Raw genomic sequence first — 18,775 nt, forward strand, 5'->3', positions numbered from 1 at the left:
TCAAAGCCACCCAACACATCCTCAACCAACTCCCCCCCACCCACACCCCTCAATAAACACCCAAACCGTACACCCACAACCACTCGACCACCGGCACTCACCAACACCCCGCCCCGCCCCGCCCAAGGAGACTGACGTGCCCTCAGACGTGTCCCCACCCGACACGATCACCGTCGACTTCTGGTTCGACCCCCTGTGCCCCTGGGCCTGGATCACCTCCCGCTGGATCCACGAAGTGAACCGTCAACGACCCCTCACCCTGCGCTGGCACGTGATGAGCCTGGCCATCCTCAACGAGAACCGCGACATCCCCGCCAAGTACCGCGAAAAAATGAGCTACGGACCGGCACGCGTCTGCATCGCCGCCGAACGGCAATACGGAGGCCACGTCCTGGGCCCCCTCTACACCGCCCTCGGCCACCACTACCACCACCAAAACGCCACCCCCGACGACCACGGCGTCCTCGAGAAAGCCCTCCACACCACCGGCCTCGACCCCCACCTCGCCACCACCGCCACCACCACCGACCACGACACCGCTCTGCGCGCCTCCCACCAGAACGCCATCAACCACGTCGGAGAAGACCTCGGCACCCCCATCATCGCCATCAACGGCCACGCCTTCTTCGGCCCCGTCCTCACCCCCACCCCCCGCGGCGAAACCGCCCTCACCCTCTTCGACGCCATCCACCGACTCACCGCCATCCCCGGCTTCTACGAACTCAAACGCACCCGCAATCAGCCACCCCACACCCACTGACGCCCACGGGCCATGGGCCCCACGAGCCGCTGCGGATGCGTGACCCACGAGCCGCTCGTAGGCTCGCGGTACCGGTACGTCGAACACGGCGATCAGTGCGGGGACCGTGTGGACTTCGGCAGGGAACGGGGCGAGACCGATGGCGGACGACCAGGTCGGCCGCAATCTCAAGGGCATGGACGATCCCGACTTCGACGGATGGAACAGGGCCGACTGGAACGGCGTGTTCGCCCACCACCACACCGACGTCCTGGTGGGCTGGAAGGGCCGGCCGCCGGCCCATGGGGTCCAGGAACACATCGACGCCATGAGGGCCTATGTCGAATCCGCGGGCGGCACGCCCCCGCAGATCACCTCCCACCCCATCACCTTCGGGTCGGGCGAGTGAACCTGCGTCATCGACGAGTCCGAAGGCGGCGGGCGCATGGTCACCGTCGCGAAGTGGCGCGAGGGCGCCACCGCCGAGGAGTACATCTGGGCCTAGCTCGTCGGTCCCGGCCCGTATCGAGTAGCGATCCATGCGTCCGCTAGCGATCCATGCGTCCGCTGAGGCGGTGCCGTGGTCCGCGAGGACATCGGGCGGGCGGCATCGGCACGATCACCGGCGGCCGGACCCGACTCACCCCGCAGGCGGGCGCACTCGCCCGTACCCTCGCGGGCCGAGGAGCACGGCGCTACAGCTCGTGCTCGATCGAGGACGTACGACCGGCCGTCGAGCCCCTGTTCTTGCTCCGTCCGGCGGAATCCCTCCCCCGACGGCGCACGCCGGAAGGCCGCGACGCCGTCACCGGACCACCGTGATGCGCAGGGGGCCACATCACGGACGGATGGGTGAACGAATGGCGAACTCGAGTCAGTCCATGAGCCGACGCGGCCTGCTCATAGCGGGCGGGGCCATGGCTTCCGCGCTGACCGCCGTGGGCAAGTCACGTGCTCTGCCCCGGGACGCGGTGCCGCTGACCGTCACCGGGGGTGACGGTGGCACCCGGCCGACCGCCATCGACGTCCACCACCACTTCACCGCCCCGGCGTGGGTGGACTGGGCGGAACGCGAGGGCCTGGTACGGCGGCAGGAACTGCTGTGGTGGGCGCGTTGGGACGTGGACTCCGCGCTCGCGCTGATGGACCGGGTCGGCATCGCGACCGCCGTCCTCAACCCGACCATGCAGGACCGGTACCGCTCCGCGGCGCAGGCCAAGCGGGGGCTCACCGTCGTCTTCGACGCGGTGACCGCCCTGGCACACACCCATCCGGGCCGCTTCGCCTTCCTCTGCCCCGCCCTCCTGGACCACCCCGACGTCACCACCTGGGCCCTCCGACGCGCTTTCGACGAACTCGGCGCCGTCGGAGTGAGTGTGAAAGCCAACTACAACGGGGTTTATCTGGGGGACCCCGCGTACGAGCGCTTCTTCGCCGAACTCGACGAACGCTCCGCGGTTCTCTTCACCCACCCGCTCGACCTCCCGGGCAGGGCGCCGGGAGTGCCCACCGTGCCGGGCGTCCCGAACTTCATGTGTGATTTCCCGCTGGACACCACGCGTGCCGCCGTGAACATGATCCGCGCCAGAATTCTGGACCGGTACCCGCGCCTGTCGGTCGTCCTTCCGCACGCCGGTGGGTTCCTCCCTCAGATCGCCACCCGTCTCGAGGCGTTCGGCGACTTCTGCACCCCACCCGTCGAAGCCGCCCGTGTGCGGGACTACCTCCACCGCTTCTACTACGACACGGCGGGACCGCTCGCCCCCGCGTGCACCCTGGTGAGCACGGCCGGCGCCGACCGGATCCTCTTCGGCACCGACTGGCCGGCCGCCTCCGCCGACATCATCACCGGCTTCACGGTGCCGGCCGTCGAGACCGACCACGCGTTCACCGAGCACCAGCGCCGCGGCATCCGCCGTGACAACGCCCTACGCCTGCTGCCCATGCTGAGGCACACCCACCACGTCGACGGACCGGTCGGTGATCAGCCCTCCGCTGAACCTCTTCCACGTGGCCGCTGATCGAGTGACGGTGACGGGATGCGTGAGGGCGCCCCGCACTCCGTACTGCTGAACGGCCGCTCACCGAGGGCGACCGGTCCCGCGGACGGGCCGAGGTGGACGAGCGCGAACCGGTGTGCCGTCGCCCGCTCACCGGTATGGGCGAGGCAGGGCGCATGCCGTAGAGGGGTGCCGCCCGGTTCCCCGGCTATCCCATGACCGTGTTGGTGCTGTCGGGGTTGACGCGGCGCCGGCGGCTGTAGTGGGAGAGGTCGACCTCGTGCCCGGTGTGGGGCAGTGTCAGGCGTACCGGGTCGGTGTCGTGGTCCTTGCCGTTCTCGCATGCTTCGATGATGGCGGCCAGGTACCGTCCGACCAGGGGCGCGTTCTTGAACTGGTTGCCGCTGGTGCCGATGGCCACGTAGAAGCCGGCGAGAGCCGTGCGGTCGTAGAGGGGGATCCAGTCGTCGCTGACGTCGTACACGCCGACGACGCCCCTGGGTGCCGGAGGCACCGTGAGCGTGGGAAGGCGGCGGGCCGCCCGGTAGACCTGCGCCTCGTAGACGGCCTTGGTCGGCCGGGCGGAGAAGTCGTCGGGTTCCGCGAGCCAGTGCAGGGGGTCGCAGGCCGGTTCGGTGCCGCCGACGATCAGACCACCACTGGGCGTGCCCCGGAAGTACGTGCCCAGGTCCATGTCCGCGACGAGCGGGCCCGCCGCGTCCGGCACGTGGTAGCCCTCGGGAGCCCGCACTTCGTGCACCTCCTGACGCAGAGGCCGGGTGCGCACGCCGAAGTCGTGGCCCACGCCCGCCAGTTCGTTCACGACGCCCGAGTGCGGGCCTGCCGCGTTGACCACGACGGGGGCGGCGATACGGCGGCCGTCGGCCAGCTCCACACCGCTCACCCGGTCACCGGTGCGGGGGAACGCCACGACCTGGGAGCGGAAGTGGAAGACGGCGCCCTCGCGGACCGCGGCCGTCATCAGATTCCGCGCCGCCAGTTGCGGATCGTCGACGAATCCCGCGTCGGGGGTCCAGCACCCCGCCAGTTCGCCCTCGGCGTCCGCCCAGAAGGCCTCGTCGCGAATCGGCTTCGGAGGGTGGTGACGGCCCGGGTCGAGCTGCGGGAGACGGGAGCGGACGGTGGGCGCGTCCCACATCTCGTAGGGGACGCCCGCCCGGTCGAAGAGGGCGGAAACCTTCTGCTGGTCCTGGTCGGGAGTGTCCAGGACGAGGCCGCCCGTGACGACGAGCCGGGCGAGCCCCGCGTCGTCGGTGCCGCCGAGATGCTGTTCCCACGCCTGCCAGAGGTGGCGTGCCTCCCACGCGGTGGCCACGCCGGCCCAGGTGGAGTAGTTGAAGCGCACGATCGCCGACGAGGCGCTGGTGGAGCCGTGGCCGGGCGCCGGACCGCGGTCGACGACCTGTACCCGCAGGCCCGTGCCGGCCAGCGCGTGCGCGATCGAGCAGCCGATCACGCCGGCTCCGACGACGACCGCGTCGCTGATGCTCCCTGCCATGGTGATCGTCGTCCTCACGTCTCGAACCGCGCACCCGCCGCGGGCACGTGTGTCGAAGTATGCGGGGACCGAGGGCCACCGGTGGCATCGGCGGGGAACGGAGTCGGGCGGACGGGGCCGCCGCGTCCGTCAAGGCGCGGAGGCGATGCCCCGAGGGCCGGCGGGGCGGGCCCGCTCGGTCCCGGGACGCAGGGTGAGCCGGCCGGCGCTGTTTTCGACGTCCGGGCCGGTGAGCTCCTCGGCCCGGGCGAACCGCTGGTGGAGGACGGTGCGGTGGATGTGCGGCGCGGCCGCCGTCCGTCGCCGGCAAGGTCGAGGCAGGCCTCGGCCGCTCCGGCGGGGTGAGGGCTGCGGGAGATCACGGGGGAGGCGGAACTTCCCCGGCAGCGTCCCGCCCGGCCTGCGGTGACGGGTTCGGGCCGGGGTGCGGGGAGGTCGCGGGCCCCCTTCCGGCCCGGAGGGCGGGGGCAGGCCGGACGTGGGGGCAGGTGCCCGCGGCAGCCGTTTCGGGGATGCGCATCCGGCGCAGCAGACCGCGCGTGACCCGCTTGTCGAGCGTGGTGCCCCAGGTGACGTCCGGGTACTGGGATTTCAGGTGCAACAGTGCCCTGGTGTCCAGTCCGCTGTCACGGAAGGATTCGTCGAGGGTCATGTGGGTGATGACGCCCTGGGCGCACTCGTCGCACGACCGGTAGGTCACCCGCCCGATCACCTTGCGGATGTGCACCAGCAGCAGGCACTGCTCATCCACCGTCTCGGGGGCGGGTGACACCAGCAGCTCGACGCTGCGGTAGGCCAGCAGCCTGCGGTGCCACCTGCCCCATCGCCGGCCGGAGCGCCGGTGCCTCGCCCCGGCCCGGCGCCGCGGGGCCCCGGTCGTCCGTCCGGTCCGGCCATGGGCCGTGGCATACGCCTGGTTCGCCTGCATGCCATCGCGCCTGCCCCGGCATCGGAGGTCCATGCCCGCATCAGGTCCGTACGACATCCGCCCCGCGTCCGTACGACATCCGCATCACGTCCGTACGACGCCACGAGGAGCACGCGCTGCCCGAGCGCCTCGGTGTCCGCCGGCACGACCCGCACGAACAGCGTCCGACTCCCCGTGTTTTCGAAAGGGACGTTTGTTCGGGCGCGATCGGTGCAGTCGATGTACTGACACAGCCTTTACATGAGGAAGCGGAGACGCACCATGGGCATCATCGCGTGGATCATCATCGGCCTGCTCGCCGGCGCCATCGCCAAGGCCCTGATGCCGGGCAAGGACCCCGGCGGCATCATCGTCACCATGCTCATCGGCATCGTCGGCGGTCTGCTCGGCGGCTGGCTCGGCAAGGTGATCTTCGGAGTCGACTCCATCGACGGGTTCTTCGACCTCTCCACCTGGATCGCCGCGATCATCGGTTCCGTCATCCTGCTCGCCCTCTACCGTCTCGTCACCGGTAACCGGCACGCGCACCGACACGCGTGACCCGCTGAGGACACACGGCGCCCCGTTGAGGACCCACGGGCCTGCATGACGCTCGAACGGCTCCCCCCTGTTCCGCAGGGTGGGAGCCGTCGGCGTGCACCGCGGCGACCGGCAGGGCGATCGAGTGGTCGAGGCGGCGTGGCCTCGCCGCGGTGCCGGCCTCCGCGCGGACGCCCCGGCGGCGTCTCGGGGTTCGCCGACGGCACCCGCGCAAAACGGTGTCCGCGTAAAGCAGTTGAACCGCCCGGCCCGCTGTGGACATGATCCGCCCCGTGGACACCTACCTGGAGACCGAGCGGCTGACCCTGCGCCGCTTCACCGCCGACGACGCGGACCTGTTGATCGAGCTGGACAGCGACCCGGCGGTGATGCGCTATCTGACCGGGGGCGATCCGACCGCCCCGGAGATCGTCCGCGAGCGCCAGCTGCCGAACATCATCGCCGGCTACGACAGGTGGCGCGGTGATCTGGGTCTGTTCGCCGCGCACGAGAAGGACGGCGGCGCGTTCATCGGCTGGTTCTGCCTGCGTCCCGAGCTGCAGGGCCCGCTGGACGAGGTCGAACTCGGCTACCGGCTACGGCAGGCGGCCTGGGGGAAGGGCTACGCCACCGAAGGCTCGCGGGCCTTGCTGGACAAGGCGTTCACCGGGCTCGGCATACGCGTGGTCTGGGCCGAGACGATGGTCGTGAACCACGGTTCGCGCAACATCATGGAGAAGCTCGGGATGACGTTCGTGGACACCCTCCCCACTCCCCCCGACATGGAGAGGGTGGAGGGTTCCGAGCACGGGGGCGTCCGGTACGAAATCACCAAGGAGCGGTGGGCGCAGCGGTAGCCGCTGCGCGAACGCCGTTCCGCGTCCACGCCCACGGGAACCGGTGGGCGGACGGTGCGGCCCGGCGGCCGGCTTCAGCCATGCCCTCCGCACCGGCGGAGGGCGACGATCGCCGGCTCAGGACACGGAGCATCCCTGGAGCACTTCTCGGTGAGGGGAGTCCTCGAAGGGGCCTGTTCGCGGGACATTCACTCGTTCACGTGAATCAACCGAACATATGACCGCGGCGCGCTCGTTGCTGGGTAACGTGCGTTCTCCATCGGCCCGGCAGGACCGGAGCGGGGCGGGTCAGAGGGAGGGCTGCGGAGATGACGGATGATCCTTCGGAACAGGGCGGCGGGCTGTCGCGGCGCAGGCTGCTCGCGTCGTCGGCCGCCGCGGGCGGCGGGGTCTGGCTGTTGCGCGGACTGGTCCGGCCGAACAGCGCCTACGCGGCCTCGCCGCCACCGGACTTCCCCGCCGGGCTCGACGTCTCCCAGCGCGTCTACGAGAACTGGGCCGGTGAGATTCGTACCGACCAGCTGTGGACGTGCGCACCGCGCAGTCCCCAGGAGGTCCTCGACGTCGTCAACTGGGCCCGTGCCGCCGGCTGGACGGCTCGCGCGCAGGGACAGCGGCACGGCTGGGCCCCCCTCACGGTGGCCGACGGCACACCCGCCGCGGCCCGGGTCGTCCTGCTGGACACCGGCGCACACCTCACCGCGATGTCGCTGGAGCGACGGGCCGCCGACGGGTCGGCCCGGATCCGGGTCCAGACCGGTGCCCTGTTGGAGACACTGCTCGCGTTCGCCGGCGCCGGTGGATACGGGGTCACCTCCGCGCCGGCACCCGGCGACCTCTCGGTCGGCGGCGCGCTCGCCATCGGCGCGCACGGCACGGCCATCCCCGCGGTCGGCGAGAGCCCGTCGTCCGGTCACGGCTACGGCTCGCTGAGCAACCTGGTCACCGAGCTGACCGCGGTCGTCTGGGACGACGGCGCCGGCCGCTACGTCCTGCGGACCTTCGGCCGGGCGGAGCCGGACTGCGACGCGCTCCTCACCCACCTCGGCCGCTCGCTGGTCACCGAGGCCGTTCTACGGGTGGGCAGCGACCACAACCTGCGTTGCCGGTCCTTTCTGGACATCCCCGCCACCGAACTGTTCGCCGCCCCCGGCGCACCGGCGGGCACGCGGACCCTGTCCGACTTCGTGGACCGCACCGGCCGGGTGGAGGCGATCTGGTTCGCCTTCACCGACCGCCCCTGGCTGAAGACCTGGAGCATCGCCCCGAACCGGCCGCTCACCGCCCGCGAGGTCGACGGGCCGTACAACTACCCCTTCTCCGACTCCCTCCCCGAGCCGGTGGCCCGGCTGGCCGGGGACCTGGTCTCCGGCGCGTGGGCCAGCGCGCCGCTCTTCGGGCAGGTCCAGTACCTGCTGGCCAAGGTCGCGCTGACGGGCGACATCACCGACGTGCTGCTCTCGGGAACTCTCGTGCGGGACGTCCTGACCGGCGACGTGCTCACCCATCTGCTGGCAGGCGGTCTGCGCTCGGACCTGTGGGGCGCCTCCCGCAACCTGCTGCAGTACGTGCGGCCCACCACGCTGCGCGAGACCGCCAACGGCTACGCCGTCCTCACCCGCCGCACCGACCTGCAGTGGGTGGTCAGCCGGTTCGCCGACTTCTACCGCACCCTGCTCGCACAGTACGCGGCACGCGGCGACTACCCTGTTAACGGTCAGGTGGAGATCCGGGTGACCGGGCTGGAGGACCCGTCCGTGTGCGGCGTCCCCGGCGCACGCCCCCCGCTGCTCTCGGCCCTGCGTCCGCGTCCCGACCGGCCGGAGGTCGACACCGCCGTGTGGATCGACGTCCTCTCCCTGCCCACCACACCCGCTCTGCACCGCTTCTACCGCGACATCGAGCAGTTCCTCCTGAGCCTGGACGGGGACCGGGCGACGGTCCGGGTGGAGTGGTCCAAGGGCTGGGCCTACAGCGACACCGCCGCGTGGTCCGACCCGGACGTCCTCACCCGCGCCGTCCCCGCCAGCCAGCGCGCCGGGGGCGGCCCGGGCTGGGACGACGCGGTCGCGATCCTCGACCGGCTCGACCCCCACCACGTCCTGTCCAGCCCCTTCCTCGACGCATTGCTGCGCTGAGCGGGCGGACAGCCCCGCTCCCGGCACGGACCACCGCTTCCCGCACGATGCCGGCCGCCGGCACCGGCCAGTCGTCCGGGTCGCGTCGGACATCGTCAGCCGCGTCGGCCTGCCCCACCGGCCCCGCCACCGAGCGCGCCGGCATCGCGCCGCCCGTCCCCGGTGCTTTCACCGGCTCCGCCGGTACGGGCCGGGCGGCCCGTACCGGCGGAGCCGTGTCCCGCGGTGCGCGACGGTCCGACCGCACCGTCCGCGGAGCGGGCCCAGGGGCCGTCAGCGGGTCGGGCAGGCGGCCTGGGTGACCTTGCCGGCCTTGGCGCCGGTCGTCGCGGGGTCCAGGGTGAGGCACTTCCCGGTCCACTGGTTGACGAAGTAGTAGGCGCGCACCCCGCCCGACTGGTCCACCGGGACGACGTTCCACAGCCGGCTTCCGGAGGACCACCGGGTTTCGCACGGCCACCAGGACATCTGCGTGCCGTCGCCGGGCGGTGTGCCGTTGTTGTAGGGAACGGTGAGCCGGAATCGCCGCGGTGGTGCGCCCGCGGACCTTGCCCGGCCCGTGTCGGACGCCCCGCGGAACGGCTGCCGGCGCAGTGCGACGCCCGCCGTATCCGTGCCGCTCCACGCCCGCCCGCGGGTTCCCCGGGCACCAGGCATGGGTGAAGTCGGACAGGGCATCCGGGCAAGGTGCGGGCCGGCCGCGCCTCGGTGCCGCCCGGCCGCGCCTCGGTGCAGCCCATCGATGTCAAAAGCTTTTGAGAGGTGAGAAGGTGAAGGGCTTCCGCAGCTTCATCCTGCGAGGCAACGTGGTCGACCTGGCCGTGGGCATCGTCATCGGGGCGGCGTTCACCGCCGTGGTCAACGGCTTCGTCGGCGCCTTCCTGACACCGCTCGTCGGGCTGGCCACCGGCGTCACCGGGAACATGAGCCGCAAGACCTTCACCCTCGGCGCCACCGAGTTCCCCTACGGCACCTTCATCAACGCGGCGATCAGCTTCCTCCTCCTTGCCGGCGCCCTGTACTTCCTGGTCGTGCTCCCGATCAACAAACTGCACGAGCGCCTCGCCCCGCACCACGACGTCCAGGCCCCCAAGCGGGACTGCCCCGAATGCCTCAGCCCCGTCCCCGCCCAGGCCCGACGCTGCGCCTCCTGCACCGTCCCGCTGCCCGAGGTGCCCGCCCGGGCCGAGGAGACGACCCAGCGCGTCGGGTGATCCGCCTGCGCCGACCGATCCGTGACAGCCGGGCGGTCTGAGCGCCCGACGCCTGCCCGGTCGCCCGTGAAGCCTGCTCGGAGCGGCCTCTTTCGTCGTTTCGGGCCCGGTGCGGCCGTCGTGCCGGCGAAGGTGAGGCCGGCGCGGCCGTCCTGGCCGACGTCGTGCACGGGTCCGGTGCCCATCCGGGGTTCGGGGCCCGGCCGGCGTTCGCACCGTGCCGCTCCGGCGGGGGACGGTGTCCCGCTCTCGAACCGTCTCCCGCCGACCGGCTCCGGCGGACGGACCGCCCGCCCGGACCGCCGCGGGGGCCGGAGCACCCGTGCCGCGGGACGGGCGCCGCCGACCCGCCGCCCGGGAACGGCAGCCTGTCGTGCGCGGCCGACGACGCGCAGCGCGTGCCGCTTCGACGCCATAGCAGTCGGAATGATCAGTTCCGATCGCCGGATCCAGGCAGGTGATCCTTTTTGGACAGAGGGGCCGCTCGGGCCCTCCCGGTGCGCGCCGACCGGTGCCGCCGCCCGCCGGACCGGACCGCCCATCGCTTGCGAACCGGAGGCACTGTCGGTGGTTCATCCGACGGACACCGCGATCTGCTGAAAATTTTGCCGATATGGCGCCGGAACACCAAAGGAAATGACCAAAAGCGCCTGTCCGCCTTTGACTCCTGATCGACCGTTCAGTGAAGGTCGTTCACATGTCCGTCACATCCCGCGCCGCGGTCGGCGCCCCTCTGCGCATGCGCGACTTCAGGCTGTTGCTCGCCGGGGCGGCGGCCGCGCAGTTGGGCGCCCAGGTCACCCTGGTGGCCCTGCCGCTCGTGGCCGTGCTCGAACTCGACGCGTCCGCCTTCCAGGTCGGGCTGCTCACGGCCGCCGAGACCGCCGCGTTCCTGCTGATCGGGTTACCGGCCGGAGCCTGGGTCGACCGCATGCGCAAGGTCCCGTTGATGATCCGGGCGGACGTCGTCCGGGCCGCGGCCATGGCGAGCGTCCCGGCAGCGGGCGCGGCCGGCGTCCTGACGATGGCCCAGCTGTACGCCGTCGCCCTGATCACCGGCGTCGCCACCGTCTTCTTCGACGTCGCCCACCAGAGTTTCCTGCCCCACCTCCTGCCACGGGACCAGCTGGTCAAGGGCAACGGGGCCCTGGAGACCGTACGGTCGTCCGCGCAGGTGACGGGACCAGGCCTCGGCGGCGGCCTGACCCAGCTCCTCGGCGCCCACCTGGCCGTCGCCGTCAACGCCGTCGGCTACGCCCTCTCCGCACTCTGCCTGTGGCGGATCAAAAGGCCGGAACCCCGTCCCGAAGCGGCTCCCGGCGCGTCGCTGCGCGCGGACGTCGCCGAAGGGCTGCGCTTCGTGCTGGGCCGGCCGTTGCTGCGGGTGATCGGCGCCTCCACCGGGCTCGGGAACTTCTTCACCGCACTGCTGATGGCCACCCAGACGGTGTTCCTGGTCCGCGTCCTGGGCCTCGGACCCGGGACGGTCGGTCTCGTCCTGTCCGTCGCGGCCGTCGGCGGACTGGCGGGCGCGCTGGCCGCGGGCGCGCTGGCGGCCCGGCTGGGGCAAGCCCGGATCATCTGGCTCTCCTCACTGGTCACCGGGCCGTTCGCACTGCTGTGGCCGCTGTCGGAGCGGGTGGGGGGCGCCGCGCTGTTCGCGCTCGGTTCGGGCGTCGTCTTCTTCGGCGCCGTGGTCTACAACGTCGCCCAGGTGAGCTTCCGTCAGGTCCTGTGCCCACCGCACCTGCTGGGCCGGATGAACGCCACCCTGCGCTTCCTGATGTGGGGCACGCTGCCGCTCGGGGCGCTGGCCGGCGGGGCGCTCGCCGACGGCTTCGGTGCCCGTACCGCCCTGCTGTGCTGCGCGGTCGGTTTCCTCACCGTCCCGCTGCCGCTGCTGCTCTCCCCGCTGCGCCGGATGCGGGACCTGCCCACCGGGGCCGAGGCCACGCGTCCCGCCGCCCCGGACACCGGCCCGACCGACGCCCCGGACACCGGGACCGGGACCGATGCGCAGGACAGGGCGGCACCACTCGGCTGACCCGGCCCGCCGTGGACGACGACAGAGACGACGGAGAGGATCACGTGCTCAGCATCACGGGCCAGTACCTGGCCCGCCATCGAGGGCTCACCACAGAAGTCGGAGCCCCTGACCTGTTACCCGTCACCGGAGCCCAGCGTCGCTTCGCACTGGTGCGTGCGCTGGATCCCACCGGGCGGCCGGACCTCGTCCCGATGTTCTTCGCCTTCCCGCGCGGCACGGTGGACCCGGTACGCCTGGCCGGCGCGGCGAAACGCCTCGCCTCCCTGCACCCCGTGCTCCGCGGCCGCTCCGCCGTGGTGCGCGGCACCCCCGTGCTGCGCATGACGGAGCCGGAGGTTCCGGTCGTACGCGTGCCCCGGGCGTCCGGTGAGGACGCCGGCACGGCTCTGCGCCGGGCGCTGGGCTCGTGGACGCCCGACGGTCCGCCCCTGCGCATGTTCCTCACCGACGACACGACCGGCGGTGACCGGGACCACGCGTCCTCCCCGTACGGCGACGAGCCGTCGGAGGTGCTCGCGGTCGTCCTCGACCACACGGCGTGCGACGGCAGGACACTGGCCCGGATCGTCGGGGAACTCGGCGCCGCCTACGCCGAGGGGCGGCAGGCGCGGATGCCGGCGCCCGGGGAGGTGGCCACCGAACTGGCCGCCTACCGCGAGGCCGTGCTGCTCCAGCTGGACGCCGAGGAGCGCGCGGAGTCGCCCGAGGCCCTGGCGTACTGGGGCGAGCGGCTGCGGGCTGTCCGCGACCGGGCCCCCGCCGCACCGCCCGGCCTCCCGGCGACCGGGGCGTCGCCGAGCGGTTCGGCTTCGGCGCTGCTGCCCTCGCCCGCCACGGGGGTGTCCTTCCCCGAGTTGCTGAACGCCTGCCGTTCCGCCGTGCGCGTCCTGTACGGCCCCGGTCGCACGGTGCCGCTCGGCTATCCGTGGGGCGGCCGTCCGCCCGGCGCGCAGGACGTGCTCGGCTGCTTCCTCAACACGGTCGTCTTCCCGGCGGGGACGGGGAGCGACCCGTCCGGTGCCGAGGGCGTGGCGGACGCCTGGTGGGAGGACCTGGACCGGGCCGACGTGCCCTTCGACGCGGTCGTGCACGCGGCCCGGGAGGCCGGTTCCGCCTGGTACGGCCGTCTCGACGGGCTGCTGACCGTCGACGACACCGCACGACGGCCCTCCCTGCGCCTGGCCGGAGTGGAGGGCCGGGAGGTCCACGTCGACGGCAGACCCGTACGCGCACCGTTCGCCGTCTCCGTCACCCAGGGGCGCGAACTGCACCTGCGCATGGTGTGGGACCGTGCCGCGACCGCCGACCGCGCCGCCCACGGTGCCTTCGAGGCACTCACCGCGGCACTCACCGACGCGCTCGGCGAAGCGCTCCGTGCGGGGGGTCCGGCGCCGGCCCTCGGCTGACCACCGCTCCCCCACCCCGTGCGCCGCCCTTCCGTACCCGTTCCGCACCGCCCGCCACGGGCCCGTCCGCGCGATCCGCGGCCGGTTCCCGCACCCCGGGCCGGACACGACCGTGCCCGGCCGCCCCTCCTCCGACCCGACGACCCCAGGGATCGCCCATGCTTCCGCTCTCCTCCTCGCAGGAGATCGTCTGGCTGCACGAACAGGTGCAGCCGGGCAGTCGCGCCTACAACTTCACCGCGGCGCTCGACCTGTGGGGTCCGCTCCACACCGACGCCCTCCGCCGCGGCCTCGCCGCCGCGCTCGACCGGCACGCGGGCCTGCGCCTGGAACTGGTCGCCGTCACCGGCTCGCTACCCGGCCAGCGGGTCGCCGAGGCGTGCGCGCCCCGGCTGCGGACGGTCGACCTGAGCACGGCCGCCGACCCGGAGGCCGCGTTCCGGGAGCTGCTGCGGACCGAGGCGGAGACCCCGCTCGACACGTACGAGGCACCGCTGCTGCGCTGGACGCTGGTACGGCTCGGCGACGAGCACCACCGGCTCGTCCACGTCGAGCACCACCTGATCCACGACGGCCACTCGTTCGCGATCCTGCTCGGCGACGTGTTCACCGTCTACCGGGGTCACGTCCTCGGTGAGCCGGTCGTCCTGCCGCCCGCGCCCTCCTACGCCGACCACGTCGAGGCACAGACGCGCGGCCGGGAGAGCGGGGCGCTCCGCGCCGGGCTGGACTTCTGGACCGCCGAACTGCGCGGTCTCTCCTACGACCTGCCGCTGCCGGGCCTCTCCCGTCCCGGCGCCCGGCGTCGCCACCACGGCGGTCAGCTGCGGCAGTCGATCGGCGCGGACCTGGCGGAACGCCTCCGCGACCACGCGCGGCGGCGCGGCCTGACCCCGTTCTCCACCCTGCTCGGTCTCTTCGCCGAACTGCTGCGGCGCCACAGCGGCCGCTCGCACCTGGTCGTCGGCACCGCGGTGGGCAACCGGCCCCGCGGGCACGAGGAGACCGTCGGCATGTTCGTCAACACCATCCCCCTGCCGCTGCGGCTGGAACCGGCCGCCCCGGCCGAGGAGACGATGGACGAGGTGACCGACGTCGTCATCCGCGCGCTGCCGCACCAGGACGTGCCGGTCCAGGAGCTGACCCGTGCGCTCGGCCTGCGCACCTCGGGCGCGGACAACCCGCTGTTCGACGTGATGTTCAGCGCCCACGACGCCGAGCTGCCCGAGATCGACGTGCCCGGTCTGGACATCACGCTGTTCGAGGGCTTCAACACGGGCACCACCAGGTTCGACCTGGACGTGGTGCTGCTGCCGGACGACCGGCGCGGGGTCGGTCCCCGGCACGGCGCCGCCGGCATGACCCTGGTCTGGGACCACGACGCCGACATGTTCGGCGAGGACGTGGTCGAACTGCTCGCCGGCCGCTTCCTGGACCTGCTGCGGGCCTACCTCGACGCCCCGGGCACGGTCCTGGCGGACCTGGCACCGCCCGGAGCCACCGGCGAACGGGCCCCCGCCGTGGCCCCCGCCGGGCCGGCGGCGGCCACGGGTGCCGCAGTCCCGGCCCCCGGTGCGGACCCGCTCGGTCCCGGCGCCGCCCGCGACGCGGCCGCTCCCGCGCTGCGCATCGGCGCCCACCACCTGACCTACGGCGACCTCGACGCCCGGGTCACCGCCCTCGCGGAGCGCCTGCGGGCCGCCGGGGTGCGGGCCGGTCAGCCGGTGGCGTCCGTCCTGCCGCGCGGCGCCGACGCGGTCGTGGTGCTGCTCGCCTGCCTGCGTACGGGGGCCGTCCACTGCCCGCTGTCGCCGTCGGACCCGCCCGCTCGGCTGGAGCTGCTGCTGAGCCGTCTGGCCCCGGCCCTCGTGCTCACCCCGGTCGGCCGGTCCGTCGCGGTGCCCGGCGGTCTGCCGACCGCCGCGGTGGACGCGCCGGAGATGCCGAAGGCGCACGCGGCGCCGGTGGTGCCGGGTGCCGCGTACATCATCCACACCTCCGGATCGACCGGCGTCCCCAAGGCCGTCGCCGTCGGGCGCGCGGCGCTCGAGAACCACCTGACCGGGGCGGCCGAACGGTTCGGGCTGCGGGACGACGACCGCGTCCTGCTGTTCGCCCAGCCGACGTTCGACGTGGCCCTGGAGGAGATACTGCCCTCCCTGTACGCGGGGGCGTGCCTCGTCGTCCCCGAGCAGGAGGTCCCGACCGGCGCCGAGCTGGCCGGGCTGCTGGCCGACGCGCGCGTCACCGTGGCCAACCTGCCCACCAGCTACTTCCTCGCCGTACGGGAGGAGTTGCGCCCCGCACTGCGCGACAGCCGCTGGACCCCGCGCCTGCTCGTGCTCGGCGGCGAACGCCTTCCGTCCGACGCGCTGCGCGCTTTCCTGACGGACACCGACGCGACGGTGCTCAACGCCTACGGCGTCACCGAGGCGGCCGTCACCACCACCGTCCACCGCATCGCGCCGAAGGCCCTGGCCGACGGGGCGGAGATCCCGCTCGGGACCGAGCTGCCCGGCGAACGCGTCCACGTCCTGGACGAGTGCCTCCGCCCCCTGCCGGAGGGCGCGGTGGGCGAGCTGGCGATCGCCGGAGCCGGGCTCGCCGAGGGGTACGTGGGCAATCCGGAGGCCACGGCCGCCCGGTTCGCGCGTCCCGGCGCGCTCGGCGGTGAACGGGTCTACCTGACCGGTGACCTGGGCTACCGGGGCCTGGACGGGGAGCTGTACTTCCTCGGCCGCCGGGACAACCAGATCAAGCTGCGCGGGTACCGGATCGAACTGGAGGAGATCGAGGCGGCCGCCTCGGCCGCGCTGGGCGGCCGCTCCTGCGCCGTCGTGCTGGACGGCGGGACCGCCGACGGACCCCGGCTGGTCGGCTTCGCCGAGTGCCCCGGCGAGGGCGGCGCGTGGGACGAGGGGGCGCTGCGCGCGCGGCTCGGGCAGCGGCTGCCGGCCGCCCTGGTACCGGGGCGGTGGGTGCGCCTGGACACGTTGCCCACCCTGGCGGGCGGCAAGCCGGACCGTACGGCGCTCGCCCGGCGGGCCGCGGAGCTCGGCACGGCCGGCGACGCGGGTCCGGACGGGGCGGCACGGACGGCGGGCGCGCCCCGTCCGGACGGTGCCACGCGTCCCGCGGACGAGGCCGCGCGGGACGGCGGGAGCCGCCGCGAGGCGGTTTCGGCCGACCCGATGACCGCGCTGCTCGCCGACGGCTGGCGCACGGTCCTGGGCCACGGGAACTTCGACGGGCGCACCGACTTCTTCCGGGCCGGAGGCCACTCACTGCGCGCCGCGCAACTGGCGGCCTGGCTGGAGCCCCGCCTCGGGCACCGTCCGCCGATGCGGCTGTTCTTCCGCCATCCGGTGCTGGCCGACCAGGCCGGCGCGCTCACCGCCACCCCTTCCGCCGTCACAGCCACCCCTTCGGCTGTCACCGCCACCCCGACGGAGTCGTGATGACCCACCCGACCACCTCCCCCGGAACCCGGCCCGCGATCCCCGCGGCGGTCCCTCCGAACGCGCCCTCCGACATCCCCGCCCCGAGCGTCCCGGACGACGGCACGCTCAGCGTCGCGCGCGGCGCCGCACCCCGCGAGGACACCCCGACCGGGGTGCCGGCCCGGTTCGAGCACTGGGTGCGCCGCACCCCGGACTCCCCCGCCGTGGTCGACGGCGACCGCACCTGGACGTACCGGCAGGTCGGCGAAGCCGCCGACGAGGCGGTGGCCGTGCTGCGCGACCGGGTCGGGGCGGGTGACCTCGTCGGTGTCTGCCTGGACCGCTCCGCCGCACTCGTCGTGACGGCCGTGGCGGTGGCCCGGCTCGGCGCGGTGTACCTGCCGCTGGGGCCGCGCCCCGGCGAGCGGCGCGTCGAGGCCGTCACCGACGACCTGGACGTCGCCTGCCTGATCGGTGACCCCGCCGTGCTGCCCGCCCGGCACCGGGCGGCCGAGCACATCGCTCTGGCCCTGCCGGACGACGGGGTCAACGCGGCCGGCACGGTGGTGGCGGCGTTCGTCCCGCCCCGCCCGGGCACGCTCCGCGCACCCCGCGGGGCGTTCTACGCGGTGCTGACGTCCGGTTCCACCGGCCGCCCCAAGGCGGTCGCCGTCGCCGAGCCGGCCCTCGGCGCACTGCTCGACTGGTACCGCGCCGAGACCGGTCTCGCCCCCGGGGACCGGCAGTCCCTGCTCATCGGCGTCGCGTTCGACCCGCACCTGCTGGAACTGTGGGCGGGACTGACGTCGGGCGCGGCGCTCGTTCCCGCGCCCGACGACGTCCGCTGGGACACCGGGGCGCTCACCTCCTGGTGGCGCGAGGCCGCCGTGTCCGTGGCGGTGGCCGCCACGCCCCTGGTGGAGCCGCTGCTGGAGCGGCCCTGGCCGCAGGACCTGGTCCTGCGTCATCTCGTCGTCGGCGGCGACCGCATGCGTCGCCGTCCGGGCGCCGACGTGACCGCGACCGTCCACAACGCCTACGGTCCCGCGGAAGCCACCGTCGTCACCACCACGTACGCCATGCGTGCCGCGGACGCCGAGGCGGAGGGCCCCGGGGCGCCTCCGATCGGTGCCCCCGTGCCGGGCGTGACGGTCGTCGTCACCGGCCCCGACGGCCGCCCCGTGGTCCGGGGCGAGGAGGGCGAACTCCGCGTCGGCGGCAGCGGTCTGGCGCTCGGGTACGTGGACTCCGAGCTGACCGCGCGTCGCTTCGCCGCCCCGGCACCCGGTGTGGATCTCCCGGGAGTGGACCGGCTCTACCGCACCGGCGACCGGGTGCGGATGCGGCGGGACGGGATGCTGGAGTTCCTCGGCCGTCTCGACGACCAGGTGAAGGTCAGCGGCGTGCGGATCGAACCGGCCGAGGTCGAGGCGGCGCTGGAGAAGGACCCGGCCGTGCTCGGCGCCGTGGTCACCGCGCCCCGCGGCCCCGACGGCTCCGCCCGTCTGGTGGCGTACGTCCGCCTCGCGCCCGGCGCCTCCGCCTCCGAGCAGGCGCTGCTGGCGGCGGTACGGGCGTGGCTCCCCGAACAGGCCGTGCCCTCGGCGGTGCGGATCGTCGACGCTTTCCCGCTGGACGCCAACGGCAAGGTCGACCGGGCCGGGCTCACGCGCGGGGCGGCCGCACCGGACTCCGGCGGCAGCAGCGACATGCCGGACGGCGCCACGCCGGGCGAGCGGATCGTCCTGGACGCCGTACGCGATCTCCTCGCCAGGCCCGCGACGGCGCTGACCGACAACTTCACGATGATCGGCGGCACGTCGATCGTCGCCGCCCGGCTGCTCACCGTCATCGAGCGGGAGAGCGGCGTGCGCCTGCGCGCGCCGGAGTTCCTGCGCCAGCCGGACCTGCGCGCCGTCGCCGATCTCGTCGACCGCCGCACGGCAGCGCGAGGGGCGGGAGCCTGAG

Annotated in this window: 15 protein-coding genes; 11 read left to right on the forward strand and 4 right to left on the reverse strand. The window is 73.5% G+C overall.

From position 1 onward, the window contains the following. Window positions 1-136 precede the first annotated feature (136 nt). From ACZ5FU_RS33915 to ACZ5FU_RS33925, 3 genes are all read left to right on the forward strand, one after another. Window positions 137-760, forward strand: a complete 624-nt coding sequence (locus ACZ5FU_RS33915) for a mycothiol-dependent nitroreductase Rv2466c family protein (protein WP_451531155.1) — start codon at window positions 137-139, stop codon at window positions 758-760. A 139-nt stretch (window positions 761-899) separates the two neighbouring features. After that, complete coding sequence (locus tag ACZ5FU_RS33920) at window positions 900-1,148, forward strand: hypothetical protein (protein WP_469047743.1); 249 nt, start codon at window positions 900-902, stop codon at window positions 1,146-1,148. Between the two features lie 472 nt (window positions 1,149-1,620). Beyond that, on the forward strand, window positions 1,621-2,760 hold the full coding sequence (locus ACZ5FU_RS33925; RefSeq protein WP_469047745.1) for an amidohydrolase family protein: 1,140 nt from the start codon (window positions 1,621-1,623) through the stop codon (window positions 2,758-2,760). A gap of 187 nt (window positions 2,761-2,947) precedes the next feature. Here the strand turns inward: ACZ5FU_RS33925 and ACZ5FU_RS33930 are convergent, their stop codons facing one another. The 3 genes from ACZ5FU_RS33930 to ACZ5FU_RS33940 form a co-directional block, all read right to left on the reverse strand. Further along, the gene (locus tag ACZ5FU_RS33930; protein ID WP_469047746.1) at window positions 2,948-4,258 is read right to left on the reverse strand and encodes an NAD(P)/FAD-dependent oxidoreductase; all 1,311 of its coding nucleotides are present in this window, start codon (window positions 4,256-4,258) and stop codon (window positions 2,948-2,950) included. 129 nt (window positions 4,259-4,387) lie between these two features. Further along, entirely contained in the window at window positions 4,388-4,729 is a 342-nt protein-coding gene (locus tag ACZ5FU_RS33935; protein ID WP_469047845.1) for a helix-turn-helix domain-containing protein, read from the reverse strand. Further along, window positions 4,617-5,186, reverse strand: a complete 570-nt coding sequence (locus tag ACZ5FU_RS33940; protein WP_451780153.1) for a hypothetical protein — start codon at window positions 5,184-5,186, stop codon at window positions 4,617-4,619. The genes ACZ5FU_RS33935 and ACZ5FU_RS33940 overlap by 113 nt, the downstream gene beginning before the upstream one ends. 261 nt (window positions 5,187-5,447) lie before the next feature. Between ACZ5FU_RS33940 and ACZ5FU_RS33945 the strand changes: the two genes are divergently transcribed. The 3 genes from ACZ5FU_RS33945 to ACZ5FU_RS33955 all read left to right on the forward strand — a co-directional run bounded on the left by ACZ5FU_RS33945 (window position 5,448) and on the right by ACZ5FU_RS33955 (window position 8,700). Further along, window positions 5,448-5,726 carry a GlsB/YeaQ/YmgE family stress response membrane protein gene (locus ACZ5FU_RS33945; protein WP_451531156.1) on the forward strand — a complete coding sequence of 93 codons (279 nt, stop codon included), beginning with the start codon at window positions 5,448-5,450 and terminating at the stop codon, window positions 5,724-5,726. A gap of 260 nt (window positions 5,727-5,986) precedes the next feature. After that, window positions 5,987-6,562 carry a GNAT family N-acetyltransferase gene (locus ACZ5FU_RS33950; RefSeq protein WP_451531150.1) on the forward strand — a complete coding sequence of 192 codons (576 nt, stop codon included), beginning with the start codon at window positions 5,987-5,989 and terminating at the stop codon, window positions 6,560-6,562. A gap of 308 nt (window positions 6,563-6,870) precedes the next feature. Then, a complete protein-coding gene (locus ACZ5FU_RS33955; protein ID WP_469047748.1) occupies window positions 6,871-8,700 on the forward strand; it encodes a cholesterol oxidase substrate-binding domain-containing protein in 1,830 nt (609 codons plus the stop codon). A 273-nt stretch (window positions 8,701-8,973) separates the two neighbouring features. On the opposite strand, the gene ACZ5FU_RS33960 is transcribed toward ACZ5FU_RS33955, so the two are convergent. Beyond that, complete coding sequence (locus ACZ5FU_RS33960) at window positions 8,974-9,105, reverse strand: hypothetical protein (RefSeq protein ID WP_451531148.1); 132 nt, start codon at window positions 9,103-9,105, stop codon at window positions 8,974-8,976. Between the two features lie 365 nt (window positions 9,106-9,470). On the opposite strand from ACZ5FU_RS33960, the gene mscL reads away from it, so the two are divergent. From mscL to ACZ5FU_RS33985, 5 genes are all read left to right on the forward strand, one after another. Further along, a complete protein-coding gene (mscL, locus tag ACZ5FU_RS33965; RefSeq protein WP_451531147.1) occupies window positions 9,471-9,914 on the forward strand; it encodes a large conductance mechanosensitive channel protein MscL in 444 nt (147 codons plus the stop codon). Window positions 9,915-10,611: 697 nt separating this feature from the next. Then, complete coding sequence (locus tag ACZ5FU_RS33970) at window positions 10,612-11,958, forward strand: MFS transporter (RefSeq protein WP_469047750.1); 1,347 nt, start codon at window positions 10,612-10,614, stop codon at window positions 11,956-11,958. Between the two features lie 44 nt (window positions 11,959-12,002). After that, window positions 12,003-13,367, forward strand: coding sequence for a non-ribosomal peptide synthetase (locus ACZ5FU_RS33975; RefSeq protein ID WP_451531145.1), 1,365 nt, complete (start codon window positions 12,003-12,005; stop codon window positions 13,365-13,367). A gap of 158 nt (window positions 13,368-13,525) precedes the next feature. After that, entirely contained in the window at window positions 13,526-16,825 is a 3,300-nt protein-coding gene (locus ACZ5FU_RS33980; RefSeq protein ID WP_451531144.1) for a non-ribosomal peptide synthetase, read from the forward strand. Next, a complete protein-coding gene (locus tag ACZ5FU_RS33985; RefSeq protein ID WP_451531143.1) occupies window positions 16,825-18,774 on the forward strand; it encodes a non-ribosomal peptide synthetase in 1,950 nt (649 codons plus the stop codon). Before ACZ5FU_RS33980 ends, ACZ5FU_RS33985 begins: the two co-directional genes overlap by 1 nt. Window position 18,775 lies beyond the last annotated feature (1 nt).

This window comes from Streptomyces sp. NPDC031554, assembly GCF_055580685.1.